Genomic DNA, 15726 nt, shown 5'->3' on the forward strand with positions numbered 1-15726 from the left:
TCAGAACCGATCGAGAAGACGGCGCAGGTAATCGAGCTCGATATCCGGGCGCTCGCCTTCGCCCGAGCGGCGGCGAATCTCGTCGAGCAGGTCGCGCGCGCGGCGGTAGACGTCCTCGCCCTGCAGCAGGCTGTCCTGGGTGCCCGCGTGGCGACCCTGACCGGCCTCGCGCCCGAGCGGGTCGGCCTGCGCGCGACCGGGGTCGCCACGTCCGTCGCTCGGGCCGCCGGGGTTCGTGTTGCGTGCCATCGCCTCACCCATGCTGCGCATTCCCTCACGCAGCGCCTCCATCGCGTCCGCCTGGTCCTCGAGCGCACCGGCGAGGTCGTTGTTGCGTAGTGCCTCTTCGGCCCCTTCCATCGACCGCTCCGCACGCTCAAGCGACTCGCGCGCCGCATCACCCGCTTCGCCGCCGAGTTGCGGAAGCCCACCGCGCTGCCGTTCAAGCTCCCGGCGCAATGCTTCCTGCCGGTCAGCGAGCGATCCGCCCTCGCCCTCTCCGGCCTGCTCACGCCCGTCCGCGCCCTCGCCGCCCGAGCGCGCGCCGCCGTCGCCCTGGCCCTGCTGGCCGTCATGGCTCTGCCCGCGGCCCTCACCGCCAGAGCGGCCCTCGTTCTGCTGCGACTGGCCGCTTCGCGCGTCGGGGTTGAACTGTTCCTGCAGGTCGCGGAACGCCTGATCCGAAAGGCCCTGCTGTTCGCGCAGCGTCTCGGAAAGCCCTTCCATCGCCTGCTGCCCCTCAGAGCCGCGCTGCCCCTGCGTGACCTGCATGTTCTCCATCATGCGCTGGAATTCCTCCAGCGCCTGCTGCGCCTCGGCAAAGCGGCCCTGCTCCATCAGCTCCTGAATGCGGTCCATCATGTCCTGCAAATCCTGCTGGGACATGCGCATGGAGTTCTCGGCGCTCTGCTGATCGCCGCCGTTCTCGTCCTCGCGCTGTGCCTGCTGCATCTTCTGGCGCAGGTAATCCTGGGTGGCGTCGCGCAATTCCTGCATGAGACGGGCGATCTCGTCCTCGTTCGCGCCGTTCTTCATCGCCTCGCTCAGCCGCTCCTGCGCCGCGCGCATCCGCTCGAGCGCGTCGCCGACATCGCCATCCTCGATCAGCACCCCGAGATCCCATAGTGCCTGCGCGATCTCGTCGCGCTCGGCCTCATCGGGGCCGCCCGCCGCCACCATCGCCTCGAGCCGCCGCAGGATGACGCGCAGTTGCAGGTAGGTTCCGCTCGATCGGAAGAGCCCGTCGGTCGGCTCGTAGGAAATCGCGCGCAGCACCTGCGCCACCCGCGTGGCGTTGTCCCGGCTCCACAGCAGATCGCGCCGCTGCTCGATCACCGCGGCCGCGAGCGGATCGAAGAAGCGCCGCGCCGGGAGAGTCATCTCCGTCGGGTCGGACTGCCCTTTCTGCCCGATCGCATCCGTCACCGTCATCCGCAACGTCACCGGCAGATGCGCCCAGGGATGCTGGGACAGGTTGGCGATCAGGGTCTCGGTAAACTCGGCCCCGTCGCCCATCATCGGCAGCGGCAGGTCGAGCCGTATGGGCTCGCGCGGATCGGGCTCGGCGGCAAGGCCGTGACGGCGCGCGACGCGCTCCATGTCGAGAGCGATCACGGCTTGGCCACCGGTCACACCGTAGTCATCGCGCGCCTCAAAGGGCTGACTCATCTGCCCTTCAAAGCTCGTCCGCGCCTCCGCATCGAGCACCGCCACCTGTGGCGCGGTGTCGGCAACGGCCTCCACCTGCCAGCCGCGCCCGCCCGGGCCGTCAATACGCAGTACACCGTCCTGCGCGATCTCGAAGCTCTGCTCGGGGCCCGTCTCCGACTCGGTATCTTTGTCCCCGCCAGAGGCGGTCTCATGAAGGCTGAGCGCACCCTCCGCGCCGTAGAACCGCAGCGTCACCTCGCTACCCACCGGCGCATGGATCACGTCCTGCTGATCGGCAAGATAGAGACTCGGCATGCCAGTATGGCGCGGCGGCTCGATCCAGCCCTCCCACGCCGGTCCCTGCGCCAGCGCCGCGCCGCTCCCGCCAGCGGGGCCCAGTTGCGCCACCGTGCCCGCGCGCCAGACCGAGCCGAAGACAAGGCCGATCACCAGCACCAGCAGCGCAATATGACGCAGGCCATAGGGATCGAACCGCGCCAGCCGCAGATCGGGCGGGACGTGCCGCGCGCCCGCCGCGCGCGTGGCCATGCGCGCCTGGTGCGCCCGCCACAGGGCGGCAGAGGCGGCATCGCCGCTGCCGATCGCCTGCGCATCCCCGAGCGCGGCCAGGGGTCGCCCATCGAGCGATGCGTCGAGCCGCGCCACCGCCTCGGCCCGTCGCGGCCAGCGCAGCCGTACGAACCCGCGAAGCCCGAGCGCCAGCGCGGCGAGCGCGAGCGTCGCGGTACCGAACCGAAACACGACGGGAGACGCATGCTCGTACAAACCGAGGAACACCCCGCCCGCCACCACGGCCAACAGGCTCAGCAGCGGCCAGAAGGCCCGCGCAACCCGCTCGGCCAGCAACCCGGCCCACGTGAGGCCGAGCGGCAAACGCAGCCGCGCCATCGCCGTCGTCAGAGAATCGCCGGGTCGGGACATCCGCGAAATCATTCCTTTCAGGCCCAACGCGACCGCCGCGTCAGAGCCACTCGGGAATGGTATCGCGATTTATCATTTCGTCAAAGGTTGGCCGCGCACGGATCACGGCAAAGTCACGCTCATTGACCAGAATTTCCGGGATAAGCGGCCGCGTGTTGTATTCGCTGGACATGACTGCGCCATAGGCCCCTGCGCTGCGGAACGCCACGAGATCGCCCTCGGCCAGAGGCGGCAGCATCCGGCCCCGCGCGAAGGTATCGCCCGACTCGCAGACCGGCCCGACCACGTCATAAGGCGTTTGCCCTACGCCCGGTGCGGGCTCGGTCACCGGCACGATATCGTGATGCGCGTCATACATGGCGGGGCGAATGAGATCGTTCATCGCGGCATCCAGAATGAGGAAATCGCGCCCCTCGCCGGATTTCAGATAGATGACCCGGCTCACCAGTATCCCCGCATTGCCAACGATCAGCCGCCCCGGTTCGATCTCGATCTCGCAGCCGAGATGGCCCAGCTCCTCGCGGATCATCGCCCCGTATTCCACCGGCAGGGGCGGCGCCTCGTTAGAGCGGGTATAGGGGATGCCAAGACCGCCACCCAGGTCGAGCCGGCGGATGTCGTGGCCATCGGCGCGCAAGACGCCCGTCAGTTCCGCGACCTTGCGATAGGCCAGCCGGAACGGCTCCAGATCGGTGAGTTGGCTGCCGATGTGCACGTCGATCCCAACCACCTCGATTCCCGGCAGGGCTGCGGCCTCGGCATAAACCTCGCGGGCGCGGGCAATCGGAATGCCAAACTTGTTCTCACTCTTGCCGGTGGCGATCTTGGCGTGTGTCCTGGCGTCCACGTCCGGGTTCACGCGCACCGCGATCGGCACGCTCAGCCCAAGGCCCGTCGCCACCTCGCTCAGCGCGTGCAACTCCGGCTCGCTCTCGACATTGACCTGCCGGACGCCACCTTCCAGCGCCAGGCGCATCTCGTCCCGCGTCTTGCCGACACCGGAAAACACGATCCGCTCGCCCGGCACGCCCGCCGCGCGGGCGCGCGCGTACTCCCCGCCAGAGACCACATCCATCCCCGCACCGAGGCCCGCAAGCGTCTTGAGGATCGCCTGATTGCTCGCCGCCTTCATCGCATAGCACACGAGATGATCCACCCCGTCGAGCGCCTCGTCGAACAGACGGAAATGCCGGGTGAGCGTCGCGGTGGAGTAGCAGTAGAACGGCGTTCCCACCGCCTCGGCGATCTCCGGCAGCGGCACGTCCTCGGCGTGAAGCACGCCGCCACGATAGAGAAAATGATCCACGCCTAGCCCCGCTTCATCTTGCCAGAAATATCCAGAATCCTCACGCCGGTCGCAGGCTGCGCAGGAAGAGGTAGAGCGGCAGGCCGCAACTCACCCCGATCCCGAACGTGGCCGGGATCGTCAAAAGCCCAAGCCAACGCCGGTTCGCTACGCTCTCGGCCACGGCCCAGATGGTCAACGCCACGGCGGCGATGGTCAGATCCCAGACCAGCCCGCTCGTTGCCGCGTTGGCGTGCCAGGCATCGACCATCGCCGTCAGGTCGTAGCCATTGGCGTTGAACCACACCAGGAACCACGACATCGGGTGCACCGCGCCCCACAGCGCCAGCGCGAGCCATAACCACCTCACAACCCGACCCCGACACCCAGGTCGACGCGGCCCACGCGCAGCCCGGTGCGCACGCCGCCGTACACTTCGCCCGAGCTCGCGCTGACCGTCGTGCTGAGCGTCGGGCGCACCGGCGGCCCCTCTGCGCCGCAGGCGCCCAGGATGGAAAAAACCGCCAGAAACGCCACGATCCGCCTCATGCCAAACGCTCCTTCCACCGTGCCACCTGCGCGCGCACCTGATCGGGGGCGGTGCCGCCATAGCTCGTCCTTGACGCCACCGAGTTGTGCACGCCAAGGACATCATAGACCGACGCGGTGATTTCGCCATGCACCGCCTGCATCTCTTCTAGACTGAGATCGGGCAGGTCGCATCCCTTCGCCTCGGCGCGGGCGACAAGGCTTCCCGTCACGTGATGCGCCTCGCGGAACGGCATGTCCAGCACCCGCACCAGCCAATCGGCGAGGTCCGTGGCGGTAGAAAAGCCCGACCCGGCAGCGGCCTCCAGGTTATCCTTCTGCGCCGCCATGTCGCGCACCATCCCCTCCATCGCCGCGAGTGCCAGCATCAGGTTGTCGGCGGCGTCGAACACCTGTTCCTTGTCCTCCTGCATGTCCTTGGAATAGGCCAACGGCAGCCCCTTCATCACCATCATCAACGCCACGTTCGCGCCGAAAATCCGCCCCACCTTGGCGCGGAGCAATTCAGCGGCGTCGGGGTTTTTCTTCTGCGGCATGATCGAGGAGCCGGTCGAGAACCGGTCGCTGAGCGCGACAAACCGGAACTGCGCGCTTGACCAGATCACCAATTCCTCGGCAAAGCGGCTCAGGTGCATGGCGCAGATGCTTGCCACGCCCAGGAACTCCAGCGCGAAATCCCGGTCGCTCACAGCGTCGAGCGAGTTGGCGCAGGGACGGTCGAAGCCCAGCTCCTTCGCCGTCATCTGCCGGTCGATCGGAAAGGACGTCCCCGCCAGCGCCGCCGCGCCCAAGGGGCATTCGTTCATCCGCGCACGGGCATCCCGCACGCGGCCCAGGTCACGCCCGAACATCTCGACATAGGCCATCATGTGATGGCCCCATGTCACCGGCTGCGCGGTTTGCAGATGGGTAAACCCCGGCATCACCCAGTCAGCCCCCGCCTCGGCCTGCGCGACCAGCGCGCGCATGAGCCGAACCAGCGCGCCATCTGCGGCGTCGAGCTGATCGCGCACCCAGAGGCGGAAATCGGTCGCCACCTGATCGTTGCGGCTGCGCCCCGTGTGCAGCCGCCCGGCGGCAGGGCCAACCAGGTCCTTGAGTCGCGCCTCCACGTTCATGTGGATATCCTCCAGCGCGGTGGAAAAGGTGAAATCCCCGGCCTCGATCTCTGACAAGACCGTGAGGAGCCCTTCCCTCATCGCGCTTGCATCCCTATCACTGACGATACCCGTGGCGGCCAGCATGGCGGCATGGGCACGCGATCCGGCGATGTCCTGCGCCGCGAGCCGCTTGTCGAACGAGATCGAGGCATTAATTGCCTCCATGATCGCGTCCGGCCCGTCGGCAAAGCGGCCGCCCCACATCTGGTTCGAGGTCGTGTCGGTCATTTTTTCGGCCCTTTGGAGGGAATTATGAAACGTCTTCTCGGGATCGTCCTTTATATGGGCCTCGCGCTCGGTGCAAATGCCCCGATGGCCGATACCGCAGCACTCGAGGCGCTGCGCGAGGGGGACATGAAGAAACTCATGTTCCATTCTGCCCCCAAACCCGCCCCGCAAGTCGAATTCGAGCGCGAAGACGGCTCCTCGGCCACGCTCGCCGATTACCAGGGCCGCCATGTCGTGGTCAATTTCTGGGCCACGTGGTGCGCGCCCTGCCGGGTCGAAATGCCGATGCTGTCGACCTTGCAGGCCGAGATGGGCAGCGACGACTTCGAGGTCGTCACCATCGCGACAGGACGCAACCCGCCCCCCGCAATGAAGGCGTTCTTTGACGAGATCGGGGTGGACAACCTCCCCCTCCACCGCGACCCCAAGAGTGCACTCGCGCGCCAGATGGGCATCTTCGGCCTGCCCATCACGGTAATCCTGGATCCGCAGGGCCGTGAGATCGCCCGCCTGCAGGGCGATGCCCATTGGGATTCGGAGAGCGCCAAGGCGATCATCGCGGCGCTGATCGAGGGGGACGGCGGGAGCTGAGGCATCACGGGCGCCTTCACTCACAGTTCACCCGCCCGGCGCCGCTCACTCAAGCGTCGGGGTCAGGCGCGCCGTCAATCCCGGCCTCAGCGAAACTCGCCATGCCGGAATGACAGGCCAGCGCCGCCTGTACCACGCCCATGCCCAGCACCGCGCCCGAGCCCTCGCCCAACCGCAGACCAAGCGACAGGAGCGGCACCTTGCCCAGCCGGTCAAGCAGCCGCGCGTGGCCCGGCTCGGCGCTGACATGGGCCGCAAGCGCGTGGTCGAGCGCGCCAGGTGCCTCGGCCTCGAGGCAGGCGGCAGCGGCGGTGCAGATGAAACCGTCGAGCAGTACCGGAATACGCAAGGTCCGCGCCCGCGCGATCGCCCCGGCCATCGCCGCCAGCTCGCGTCCACCAAGCGCGGCCAGCACCGCGAGCCCGCCGCGCACCGGGTTGGCCGCCACTGCACGCGCGACCACGCGCGCCTTGTGCGAGAGCCCCGCATCGTCCAGCCCGGTACCGCGCCCCGTCCAATCCGCAGCCGTGCCGCCGTAGAGGGCGAGCGCGATGGCAGCGGCGGGGGTGGTGTTGCCGATGCCCATCTCGCCCGCAACAAACAGGTCGGTCAGGGGATCGACAGCGTCCCAGCCCACCGCCAGCGCCGCGACGCACTCGGCCTCGGACATGGCCGGTCCGGTGGCGATATCGCCGGTGGGCCGGTCGAGATCGAGCGAGCGCACGTCGAGCCGCGCACCGACCACCCCGGCCAACTGGTTCACCGCCGCGCCGCCCGCCTCGAAATTGGCGACCATCTGCGCCGTTACTTCTGACGGATAGGCCGAGACGCCCTGCGCCACCACCCCGTGATTGCCGGCAAACACCACCACCTGCGGGCGTTTGACCCGCGTGCGCGGATCGCCCCGCCAGCCGCAATACCACGCCGCCAACTCCTCGAGCCGTCCAAGGGCGCCGGGCGGCTTGGTCAGCGTCGCATCGCGCGCCCGCGCCGCGACGATGGCCTCCGCGTCGGGACCGGGCAGATCGCGTAGCAGGGCGGCAAGGTCTGAGAGCGTGGCGAAGGGGGCGGACATGGCGGCCTCGTTGCAAGTGAGTGCGCCCTTCTGTATCGCGAAAGGCGCCCCGACCACAGCCCGAAAAGGCCGCGACCATGTCAGAGACCGACCGCGATACCGCGCTCTTTCATTTTTCTGACCTCGCGCTCGCCTTCGGGCTGCTCACGCGGCTGCCGGTGCCGGCAGGCGACGCATCACGCGGGTCCCGCGCGGCGTGGGCGTGGCCGCTGGCCGGGGCGGTGCTGGGCGGGCTTTCAGCGCTCGCAGGGGGCGCGGCGCTGGCCCTGGGCCTGCCCGCGCCGGTGGCAGCGCTGGCGGCACTCGGGGCACTGGTCATGCTGAGCGGCGGGTTGCACGAGGATGGTCTCGCCGATACCGCCGACGGGCTCTGGGGCGGCTGGACGCAGCAAAGACGGCTGGAGATCATGCGCGACAGCCGGATCGGCAGCTACGGGGTGATCGCCCTGGTGCTGAGCCTTGGCTTGCGGGCGGTGGCGCTGGCGCTGATCTTCGCCGGCGGGGTACTAGCGGCGACCGCAGCGCTGATCGTCGTTGCGATGGTGTCGCGCGCGGCGATGGCGGGAGTGATGGCCACCCTGCCCCACGCCCGCGCGGACGGACTGGCGCAGGCGCAGGGCCGGCCGCCTCTGGCCACGGTGCTGCTGGCGGCGGCGCTGGCAGGCGTGACGGCGGTGGCTCTCGGGGGCATGGCGGGCGTCGCGGCGGTGGGGGCGGCGGCGCTGGCGGCGCTGGTGGTGGCGCGGCTGGCCCGGGCAAGGATCGGCGGGCAGACCGGCGACATCCTTGGCGCGGCGCAACAGATTGCCGAGATCGCCGCGCTCATGTGCCTGCTACCCTGAGATTGCGCACCCCACCATGAAAAAGGCCGCGCCCTCACGGACGCGGCCAATTACCTGATGCGATGCCACTCAGGCGGCGCGCGAGATGAGCACCTCGTCCACCTGGCGGGCGGCCTGCACCTCGTCGCCGCCGGACGCCGCCGCGACCTCGCGGGTCAGCCGCTCGAGCGCAGCCTCGTAGAGCTGGCGCTCGGAATAGCTTTGCTCGCGCTGATCGTCGCTGCGGTGCAGGTCGCGCACGACCTCGGCAATGGCGATGAGATCGCCGGAATTGATCTTCTGCTCATACTCCTGCGCGCGGCGCGACCACATCGCCCGCTTGACCCGCGCCTTGCCCTTGAGCGTGGTCATCGCCTTGGAGATGACATCGGGGCTCGACAGGCTGCGCATCCCGATCTCGGTGGCCTTGTTGGTGGGCACACGCAGCGTCATCTTGTCCTTCTCGAAGGAAATCACGAACAGCTCGAGCGTGAGGCCCGCAACGTCCTGTTCCTCGATCGAGATGATCTGGCCCACGCCGTGCGCGGGGTATACGACGTAGTCATCGGGGCGAAACTCGGTCTTCCTAGCTTTCGACATACGGTTCTTTCCTTGCAGCGCGCCGTCCGACACAGAAAAGGGCACAAGCCGCGACCCTTCCAGGATCGGGTTTATGTGTCCTTTGTCATAGATTTTCCACCCCGGCAGCAGGTGAGGTGGAGCCGGTTTCAAGCACATCTTGTTTTACGAGTTCAGAACATAACACAAAAACTGCTCTCATGAAAGAGCGTGCGCCGATTGGCGTGGTTTTGACGTTATTCGTCAAACGCTTGGTGAACATGACGCGACAGGACGGAGGGCGCCGCCGCGCATGGCGTTGCGAATCGCCCCGTTCAGCCGCCCTCGCCCGGGGTTTCAGAGAAATACTTGTCCAACTTGCCGGTCTCACCGTCGCGCTCCTCGGCCTCGGGCAGCGGGTCTTTCTTGGTGACAATGACCGGCCATTGCTCGGAATACTTGCGGTTGAACTCGACCCACGGCTCCATTTCCGGCTCGGTATCGGGGCGGATCGCGTCGGCGGGGCACTCGGGTTCACACACACCGCAATCGATGCATTCGTCCGGATGGATCACCAGCATGTTCTCGCCCTCGTAGAAACAATCCACGGGGCAGACCTCGACACAGTCCGTGTATTTGCAGGCGATGCAGTTGTCGGTGACGATATAGGTCATGGGTGTCTCACGTTCTTGCCGGGTGTGCGGCGTTTCGGGTGTGACCTAGTCCAGAGCGCGGGATCATTCAAGCGGGCCGGACCCATCTGGGAAGAGTTTGCGGCGGTCGCGCTTGGTGGGACGTCCCTTTCCCTCGTAGCGCGGGTTGGGCGGGTCAGCGTCCTTCGGCGCGGGTGGGGTGATGTCCTCGTAGAGCGTGCGCGCCTCGGCGGCGGGGCCGCGGCGCGTGCCGGACGCGATGATGCGCACCACGCGCACCTGCGTGCCCTGCGCAAAGGTGAGCACATCGCCGGGGCCCACCTGCTGTGCGGGCTTGGCGGCGCGGGTGCCGTTGACACGGACATGCCCGCCAGAGACCTGCCCGGCGGCAAGCCCGCGCGTCTTGAAAAAACGCGCATGCCAGAGCCACTTGTCGAGGCGGGACCGCTCGGCGCTTGGGGCCACGCTCAGCTCTTGTCCTTGAGCCCCATCAGAGCCGCGGCAAAGGGGTTGTCGGGGTCGATTCGATCCTTCTTTTCGGGCTTGGCGCTGAAGGACTTTGCGCGCTCGTCGCGCGGTTTTCCCTTGGGACCGCCCTTGCCCTTGGGTTTGCCCTGCGGCTTGCTGCGCGCGCCCTTTGGGGGGCGATTGCCGCGCGGGGCCCAGGTGAAAGTGTAATAGACCTCGATTTCCGGCTCTGCCACCTCGGGCGTATCGCCCGGGACGACCTCTTCCTCGGGTGTCTCCGCGATCTCGGGGGTGCCTTCGGGCTCAGGCTGCGGCGGTTCGGCGGCAACGGGAGCCTCGCCCTCATCCGCGATCTGCTCGACGGCATCGGCGACGGACTCTGCCGGGGTCTCTTCGGCGGCGATTGCGGCATCGGCGGGGGCCTCGGCCACGGCCTGATCCACCGGCTTGACCTTTTCGCGCTCGCCGCGCTCGGCACGGTAGCCCAGCCCCTGCATCAGCCCGGCGAATTGCTCCAGCGTCATGCCGGTGATGGACAGCATATCCGCCGTTGCCTCGAACCCGGCGCGCCCATCGGCGCTACGCAGCATGTCGGCGAGCCGCTCCAGCATGTCGATGCGAATCGCCCGTTCGCCCGCGGCGCGGTAGCCCGCCATCGCGAAATAGCCCTGCGGCGCGGTCGTATCGGCAGGCACCGTCACCAGCCCCGGCGGCGGCGCCTCGGGGAAGGTGTCGAGCCCATTGCTGAGCGACCACAGCACCAGCCGCAGCCGCGTTGGTGCGGGCTTTAGCAGTGCGGGCAGGAACACGGTGAACTGGCCGAAGCGCACGCCGTGCTTGCGCAAGAGCCCGCGCGCCTCCTGGTCGAGCGCCTTGACCTCCTCGGCCACATCGCCGCGCGGAAGCACGCCCATCGCCTCGACCAGCCGGAAGCCGAAGCCGCGCGCAAGGCCCGTGAGAGCCTCGTCGCGACTCATGGCCATCAGCGGCTCGAACAGGGTGGCGACCTTGCGGTCGATGAAATGTTGCAAGCGGCGCTGCACCTTGGCCGCAACCTCTGCACCCGCCTCGTCATCGACGAATGCCACCGCCTGCGGCCTGAGCGGATCGGAGCCGACGGTGAGCTTGCCAACCGCCTCGTTGCCCCACATCAGCCCGCCCTGCTCGGTGAAATCGATCATGGTATCGGGCGCGTTGTAGAACTGGTCCGCCTTGAGGTGGAAATGGGGGGCGAGCGCAGCGAGGCTCGCCTGTTGCAGCGTGCGCGCTTCCTGCCCGGCAGCAGCCTTGTCGCGGATGAAGCGGAACCCTTCGAGCCGCCCTACGAATTCGCCCTCGACGCTGACCGCGCCCTGATCGTTCACTTCGGCCACCATGGCCTCCTTCTGCTTGAGCCGCCGCATCAAAACGGATGTGCGCCGGTCCACGAATCTCTGGGTCAGCGCGCCGTGAAGCGCGTCTGACAGGCGGTCTTCTACCGCGCGTGTCGCCTCGCGCCAATGGGTTTCGTCATCAACCCAGCCCTTGCGCTGCGCCACGTAGGTCCATGTTCGGATATGCGCGAGCCGCTTCGACAGCGTGTCGATATCGCCATCGGTGCGATCGATTCGCCGGATCTGCGCGGCCAGCCAGTCGTCGGGCACGCGGCCAAGCTCGTGCAGGTCGCAAAATATGCGCTCCAGCAGGCTGGCGTGCTCGGTGGCACTGATGCCGCGAAAGTCGGGGATACGACAGACATCCCACAACAGCCGCACGGCGGGCGCACCGCTGGCGCGGGCGCGCACGTCCGGCACCTCCGAGAGCGAGCGGAGGGCAGCAAGATCGTCTGCCTCGCGCCCGCGAGAAAGCAGGGTGTGTTCCGGTCGCGCCTCGAGCGAGTCGATAAGAACCTCGGGTGAGCCGAAAGCCAACCGCGCGTTGCGCCATTCGAGGCGGCGCACCGGGGCGAAGCGGTGATCGGTGATCGCCTCCGCCAGCGCCGGCTCCAGGTCGGGGGCCTCGCCGGTGACCCCGAAACTGCCATCGCGCATCCCCCGTCCCGCACGTCCGGCGATCTGGCCAAGCTCGTGAGGGAACAACGCGCGCATCCGCCGCCCGTCGAATTTTGACAGCGCAGAAAAGGCGACGTGGTCAATATCGAGGTTGAGCCCCATGCCGATGGCGTCGGTAGCCACGAGGTAATCCACGTCGCCGTTCTGGTAGAGTTCGACCTGCGCATTGCGGGTGCGGGGGCTGAGCGCGCCCATCACCACCGCAGCACCCCCCTTCTGCCGCCGGATCAACTCGGCGATGGCATAGACGTTTTCCACCGAGAACCCGACGATGGCGCTGCGCGCTGGCAGGCGCGAGACCTTGCGCGGCCCGGTATAGACAAGCTGCGACATACGCGCGCGGCTGAGAAACTCCACCCCCGGCACAAGCTCGGCAATGACGTGGCGCATGGTGTGGCTGCCCAGGAACTGCGTCTCGCGCAGGCCACGCATCCTGAGCAGCCGGTCGGTAAAGACGTGGCCGCGCTCGGGATCGGCGCACAGCTGGATCTCGTCCACAGCGACGAAATCGGCCCCCATCCCTTCGGGCATCGCCTCGACCGTGCAAACCCAGTATTGCGCCCGCGGCGGAACGATGCGCTCCTCGCCGGTGACGAGCGCCACCACAGACGGGCCGCGCACGGCGACGATCCGGTCATAGACCTCGCGCGCCAGCAGGCGCAGCGGCAGGCCTATGATGCCGGTGCGGTAGCCCAGCATCCGCTCGATCGCGTAATGGGTCTTGCCGGTATTGGTGGGGCCCAGAACCGCGACGGTTCTCGACTGCTCGGACATGCGCCCCCCGTTCTCTCGCCCTGGATTGCCGTTCAGAGGTCGGTGCCACCCATTTCGCGCGACACCCTTTCCAGCGCCTCGCTTACGGCCTCGTGATGCGGATGTATAGCCTGCGACCGCTCGAAAGCCTCGTGCGCGAGCGCCGCACGCCCGGTCTCCTCGAACACCCGGCCCATACCGAAGAGCGCGTTGAAGTGGCGCGGCTCGAGCGCGAGCACCTGCGCGAGATCGTTGAGGGCCAGACCATAGTGCTCGCGCCGAAAGAACGCGACCGAGCGCAAGTGCCATGCCTCCGCAAAGCCCGGCGCGTGGTCGATCGCGGCGCTCAAATGCTCGACTGCCATTTCCATGTCGTCTGCCTCGAGCGCGTCCTTGCCGCGCCGCAAGAGCAGGTCCATCGCGGGCGAACCTGATTTAGCCCATTCCAGCTCGATCTCGGAGGCGATGCGGCGCGCCTCTTCGGGCGCGGCACCCTCAAGCTGCGAAAACAGCGTGTCGAGGCGGGTCTCGGCGGCCGTCACGGGTAAGGAAAACATGACCAGCGCAAGCAGTGCCGCAACGGTATGGTTGAGATATCGAAGCCTGTCTCTCATAACGGGGTCAGTGTAGCGCGGAATGCGGGGAGCGAAAGCCCCGTCATCGCAATCGTGAAAGGATGAACCAGATGAGCGACGTGATTGAAGCCGCGGTCAAGGCTCTTAACGAGAAGATGGGCAGCGACGGGTTCGACGGATCGGCCAAGTTCGTGATTGAGGGCGAGGGCAGCATCGTGATGGACAGCGATGGCGCGCGCGCCGCCGAGGAGGACACCGACGTGACGCTAAGCGCCGACGCCGACACGTTCGAATCGATCCTCGCAGGCGATCTCGATCCCACCGCCGCGTTCATGTCCGGGCGGCTTTCGGTGGATGGCGACATGGGCATGGCGATGAAGCTCGGCAGCGTTCTCGCCTGATGGAGGTAGCGCCGCTCTTCGCGCAGGTTGCCGACGGCCCCGATAACGGGGCCGCGTGGTGGCTTCGGGCGCGGGATGGCGTGCGCATCCGCGTGGGGCTGTGGCACCGCGAGGCGGCGGCGGGCACGGTTTTGCTGTTTCCGGGGCGCACCGAATATGTCGAGAAATACGGGCGCGCGGCGCAGCATTTCGCATCACGAGGATTAGCCACGCTGGCGGTGGACTGGCGCGGGCAGGGGCTGGCGGACCGGCTCACTGGCGATGCAATGGCCGGACACGTGCTGCATTTCTCGGACTACCAGAAAGACGTGGAGGCGATGGTCGGCGCGGCGCGCGCGCTCGACCTGCCGCGCCCCTGGCACCTGCTGGCGCATTCGATGGGTGGGTGCATCGGGCTGCGCGCGGTGATGGATGGGCTGGACGTGCGGAGCGTTGTCTTTTCCGGACCGATGTGGGGGATTCACATGGGTTCTGCGCTGCGCCCCTTCGCGTGGTCGCTGGCTTGGGGGTTGCGGCGGCTTGGTCTTGGCCATGTCTACGCGCCAAGCACCGCGGGCGAGCATTACGTGTTGAGCGAGCCGTTCGAGACCAACAAGCTCACCAATGACCGCGAAATGTGGGATTACATGGCCCGGCAGCTCGAGGCGCACCCCGAGCTGGGTATCGGCGGCCCGAGCCTGCGCTGGCTGCACGAGGCGCTGCGTGAAATGCGGACGCTGGCGGCGCGTCCCTCGCCCGCGCTGCCCTGCCTGACGATTGTGGGCAGCGACGAGGATATCGTGGATGTGGGCCGTATCCACGACCGCATGGCGCGCTGGCCCGGCGGGCGACTGGAGATTGTTCCGGGCGGGCGGCACGAAACGCTGATGGACACGCCCGCCGTGCAGGCGCGGCTGTTCGAGATGATCTGCAACTTTTACGACAGTCCAGGGAACGGCGCAGCGGCGGCGTGAGGCGCAGAAGGCACCGCCGTCTGCGAGAAAAGCGCGCTTGGCCTGTTCCTGTCATTCCATACAACGGTCAAGGAGCCGCGCATTGGCACCAAGCTGTGAGGGTCCGCTCAAGGCCAACTTCGCCCACAAGCGCCCTCATGTCCGCCATGTATCCTGCCCGCTACCCCTCGGCCTGCACCGTCACCCGCTGCTCGCCCAGTCCTGTGATGCGCAGCACCATCTCGTCGCCCGCGGACAGGAAGCGCGGCGGCTTGTGGCCCACACCCACGCCCGGCGGCGTGCCGGTGGCGATCACGTCACCGGGCTCGAGCGTCATGATCGCGCTGAGGTAGGACACGATCTCGGCCACGCCGAAGATCATCCGCGACGTGTTGCCGGTCTGCATCCGCTCACCATTCACCTCGGTGGCAAGATCGAGCGCCTGCACGTCGTCCAGTTCGTCGGGGGTGACGAGCCATGGCCCGACTGGCGCGAACGTGTCGCAGCTCTTGCCCTTGGTCCACTGCCCCGACCCCTCGAGTTGCAGCGCGCGTTCCGACACGTCATTGACGATGGTGTAGCCCGCGACATGCCCGAGTGCCCGGGCCTGGTCCACGTATTTCGCCCGCCGGCCGATGACGATGCCGAGTTCCACCTCCCAATCGGTCTTGGCCGAGCCGCGCGGCATCACCACCGGGTCGTAGGGGCCGCCAAGTGCGGTCAGCGCCTTGAGGAACACCACCGGCTCGGCCGGCGGCTCGGCACCGAGCTCTGCGGCGTGGTCACTGTAGTTTAGCCCGATGCCCACGAGCTTGCCGATGCCACTCACCGGCGGCCCCAGTCGGGGCGCGCCCGGCACAAGCGGCAGCGCCTCGGGGTTGAGCCGCGGCAGCGACCCGAGCACCTCGCCCGCGAGATCGGGCACCACGCCCGACAGGTCCCTCAGCCGTCCCTCGGCATCGAGCACGGCGGGGCGCTCCTGCCCCCGATCCCCAAAGCGTGCAAACCGCATGTCATCCCTCCTGTTGCGCAGT

17 protein-coding genes are annotated in these 15726 nt (G+C 67.7%); 4 read left to right on the forward strand and 13 right to left on the reverse strand.

Going from position 1 to position 15726, the window contains the following annotated elements:
- Genes C6W92_RS08820 through argH form a run of 5 tightly spaced genes read right to left on the reverse strand, consistent with a single transcriptional unit; the run spans nt 1 to nt 5814 of the window.
- Complete coding sequence (locus C6W92_RS08820; protein ID WP_129432624.1) at nt 1-2592, reverse strand: TIGR02302 family protein; 2592 nt, start codon at nt 2590-2592, stop codon at nt 1-3.
- Between the two features lie 40 nt (nt 2593-2632).
- A complete protein-coding gene (gene lysA, locus C6W92_RS08825) occupies nt 2633-3898 on the reverse strand; it encodes a diaminopimelate decarboxylase (RefSeq protein ID WP_129432625.1) in 1266 nt (421 codons plus the stop codon).
- A gap of 40 nt (nt 3899-3938) precedes the next feature.
- Nucleotides 3939-4247, reverse strand: a complete 309-nt coding sequence (locus C6W92_RS08830) for a DUF2834 domain-containing protein (protein ID WP_129432626.1) — start codon at nt 4245-4247, stop codon at nt 3939-3941.
- Nucleotides 4244-4426, reverse strand: coding sequence for an argininosuccinate lyase (locus C6W92_RS08835; RefSeq protein WP_129432627.1), 183 nt, complete (start codon nt 4424-4426; stop codon nt 4244-4246). Before C6W92_RS08835 ends, C6W92_RS08830 begins: the two co-directional genes overlap by 4 nt.
- Nucleotides 4423-5814: an argininosuccinate lyase gene (gene argH, locus C6W92_RS08840; protein ID WP_129432628.1), complete on the reverse strand. Its 1392-nt coding sequence runs from the start codon at nt 5812-5814 to the stop codon at nt 4423-4425. Before argH ends, C6W92_RS08835 begins: the two co-directional genes overlap by 4 nt.
- A 24-nt stretch (nt 5815-5838) precedes the next feature.
- Here argH and C6W92_RS08845 point away from each other — a divergent pair, with 24 nt between their 5' ends.
- The gene (locus C6W92_RS08845) at nt 5839-6405 is read left to right on the forward strand and encodes a TlpA disulfide reductase family protein (RefSeq protein ID WP_129432629.1); all 567 of its coding nucleotides are present in this window, start codon (nt 5839-5841) and stop codon (nt 6403-6405) included.
- Nucleotides 6406-6454: 49 nt separating this feature from the next.
- Here the strand turns inward: C6W92_RS08845 and cobT are convergent, their stop codons facing one another.
- Nucleotides 6455-7480, reverse strand: coding sequence for a nicotinate-nucleotide--dimethylbenzimidazole phosphoribosyltransferase (gene cobT, locus C6W92_RS08850; protein WP_129432630.1), 1026 nt, complete (start codon nt 7478-7480; stop codon nt 6455-6457).
- 77 nt (nt 7481-7557) lie between these two features.
- Here cobT and cobS point away from each other — a divergent pair, with 77 nt between their 5' ends.
- Complete coding sequence (gene cobS / locus C6W92_RS08855) at nt 7558-8322, forward strand: adenosylcobinamide-GDP ribazoletransferase (protein ID WP_129432631.1); 765 nt, start codon at nt 7558-7560, stop codon at nt 8320-8322.
- Nucleotides 8323-8391: 69 nt separating this feature from the next.
- Here cobS and C6W92_RS08860 read toward each other — a convergent pair whose 3' ends face one another.
- The 6 genes from C6W92_RS08860 to C6W92_RS08880 all read right to left on the reverse strand — a co-directional run bounded on the left by C6W92_RS08860 (nt 8392) and on the right by C6W92_RS08880 (nt 13341).
- Nucleotides 8392-8901 carry a CarD family transcriptional regulator gene (locus tag C6W92_RS08860; protein WP_104019571.1) on the reverse strand — a complete coding sequence of 170 codons (510 nt, stop codon included), beginning with the start codon at nt 8899-8901 and terminating at the stop codon, nt 8392-8394.
- An 85-nt stretch (nt 8902-8986) separates the two neighbouring features.
- Nucleotides 8987-9142, reverse strand: coding sequence for a hypothetical protein (locus tag C6W92_RS17680; protein ID WP_164989206.1), 156 nt, complete (start codon nt 9140-9142; stop codon nt 8987-8989).
- 52 nt (nt 9143-9194) lie between these two features.
- Nucleotides 9195-9533: a ferredoxin FdxA gene (gene fdxA / locus C6W92_RS08865; protein WP_104019572.1), complete on the reverse strand. Its 339-nt coding sequence runs from the start codon at nt 9531-9533 to the stop codon at nt 9195-9197.
- 63 nt (nt 9534-9596) lie between these two features.
- Nucleotides 9597-9977, reverse strand: coding sequence for an RNA-binding S4 domain-containing protein (locus tag C6W92_RS08870; RefSeq protein ID WP_104019573.1), 381 nt, complete (start codon nt 9975-9977; stop codon nt 9597-9599).
- 2 nt (nt 9978-9979) lie between these two features.
- Nucleotides 9980-12805, reverse strand: a complete 2826-nt coding sequence (locus tag C6W92_RS08875; protein ID WP_129432632.1) for a helicase-related protein — start codon at nt 12803-12805, stop codon at nt 9980-9982.
- 32 nt (nt 12806-12837) lie between these two features.
- Complete coding sequence (locus C6W92_RS08880) at nt 12838-13341, reverse strand: tetratricopeptide repeat protein (protein WP_241691110.1); 504 nt, start codon at nt 13339-13341, stop codon at nt 12838-12840.
- Between the two features lie 128 nt (nt 13342-13469).
- Between C6W92_RS08880 and C6W92_RS08885 the strand changes: the two genes are divergently transcribed.
- Complete coding sequence (locus tag C6W92_RS08885; RefSeq protein WP_129432634.1) at nt 13470-13760, forward strand: SCP2 sterol-binding domain-containing protein; 291 nt, start codon at nt 13470-13472, stop codon at nt 13758-13760.
- Nucleotides 13760-14713 carry an alpha/beta hydrolase gene (locus C6W92_RS08890; protein ID WP_129432635.1) on the forward strand — a complete coding sequence of 318 codons (954 nt, stop codon included), beginning with the start codon at nt 13760-13762 and terminating at the stop codon, nt 14711-14713. Before C6W92_RS08885 ends, C6W92_RS08890 begins: the two co-directional genes overlap by 1 nt.
- Before the next feature lie 160 nt (nt 14714-14873).
- On the opposite strand, the gene C6W92_RS08895 is transcribed toward C6W92_RS08890, so the two are convergent.
- Nucleotides 14874-15704: a fumarylacetoacetate hydrolase family protein gene (locus tag C6W92_RS08895; RefSeq protein ID WP_129432636.1), complete on the reverse strand. Its 831-nt coding sequence runs from the start codon at nt 15702-15704 to the stop codon at nt 14874-14876.
- Nucleotides 15705-15726 lie beyond the last annotated feature (22 nt).

The sequence above is a fragment of the Roseovarius sp. A46 genome, assembly GCF_004126395.1.
Classification (GTDB): Bacteria; Pseudomonadota; Alphaproteobacteria; order Rhodobacterales; family Rhodobacteraceae; genus Roseovarius; species Roseovarius nitratireducens.

What these genes read in the sequence shown, in the direction of transcription:
- C6W92_RS08820 (WP_129432624.1), bottom strand. Translation starts at nt 2,592, where the DNA reads ATGTCCCGACCCGGCGATTCTCTGACGACGGCGATGGCGCGGCTGCGT.
- C6W92_RS08835 (WP_129432627.1), bottom strand. Translation starts at nt 4,426, where the DNA reads ATGAGGCGGATCGTGGCGTTTCTGGCGGTTTTTTCCATCCTGGGCGCC.
- argH (WP_129432628.1), bottom strand. Translation starts at nt 5,814, where the DNA reads ATGACCGACACGACCTCGAACCAGATGTGGGGCGGCCGCTTTGCCGAC.
- C6W92_RS08845 (WP_129432629.1), top strand. Translation starts at nt 5,839, where the DNA reads ATGAAACGTCTTCTCGGGATCGTCCTTTATATGGGCCTCGCGCTCGGT.
- cobT (WP_129432630.1), bottom strand. Translation starts at nt 7,480, where the DNA reads ATGTCCGCCCCCTTCGCCACGCTCTCAGACCTTGCCGCCCTGCTACGC.
- cobS (WP_129432631.1), top strand. Translation starts at nt 7,558, where the DNA reads ATGTCAGAGACCGACCGCGATACCGCGCTCTTTCATTTTTCTGACCTC.
- C6W92_RS08860 (WP_104019571.1), bottom strand. Translation starts at nt 8,901, where the DNA reads ATGTCGAAAGCTAGGAAGACCGAGTTTCGCCCCGATGACTACGTCGTA.
- C6W92_RS17680 (WP_164989206.1), bottom strand. Translation starts at nt 9,142, where the DNA reads ATGTTCACCAAGCGTTTGACGAATAACGTCAAAACCACGCCAATCGGC.
- fdxA (WP_104019572.1), bottom strand. Translation starts at nt 9,533, where the DNA reads ATGACCTATATCGTCACCGACAACTGCATCGCCTGCAAATACACGGAC.
- C6W92_RS08875 (WP_129432632.1), bottom strand. Translation starts at nt 12,805, where the DNA reads ATGTCCGAGCAGTCGAGAACCGTCGCGGTTCTGGGCCCCACCAATACC.
- C6W92_RS08880 (WP_241691110.1), bottom strand. Translation starts at nt 13,341, where the DNA reads ATGTTTTCCTTACCCGTGACGGCCGCCGAGACCCGCCTCGACACGCTG.
- C6W92_RS08885 (WP_129432634.1), top strand. Translation starts at nt 13,470, where the DNA reads ATGAGCGACGTGATTGAAGCCGCGGTCAAGGCTCTTAACGAGAAGATG.
- C6W92_RS08890 (WP_129432635.1), top strand. Translation starts at nt 13,760, where the DNA reads ATGGAGGTAGCGCCGCTCTTCGCGCAGGTTGCCGACGGCCCCGATAAC.
- C6W92_RS08895 (WP_129432636.1), bottom strand. Translation starts at nt 15,704, where the DNA reads ATGCGGTTTGCACGCTTTGGGGATCGGGGGCAGGAGCGCCCCGCCGTG.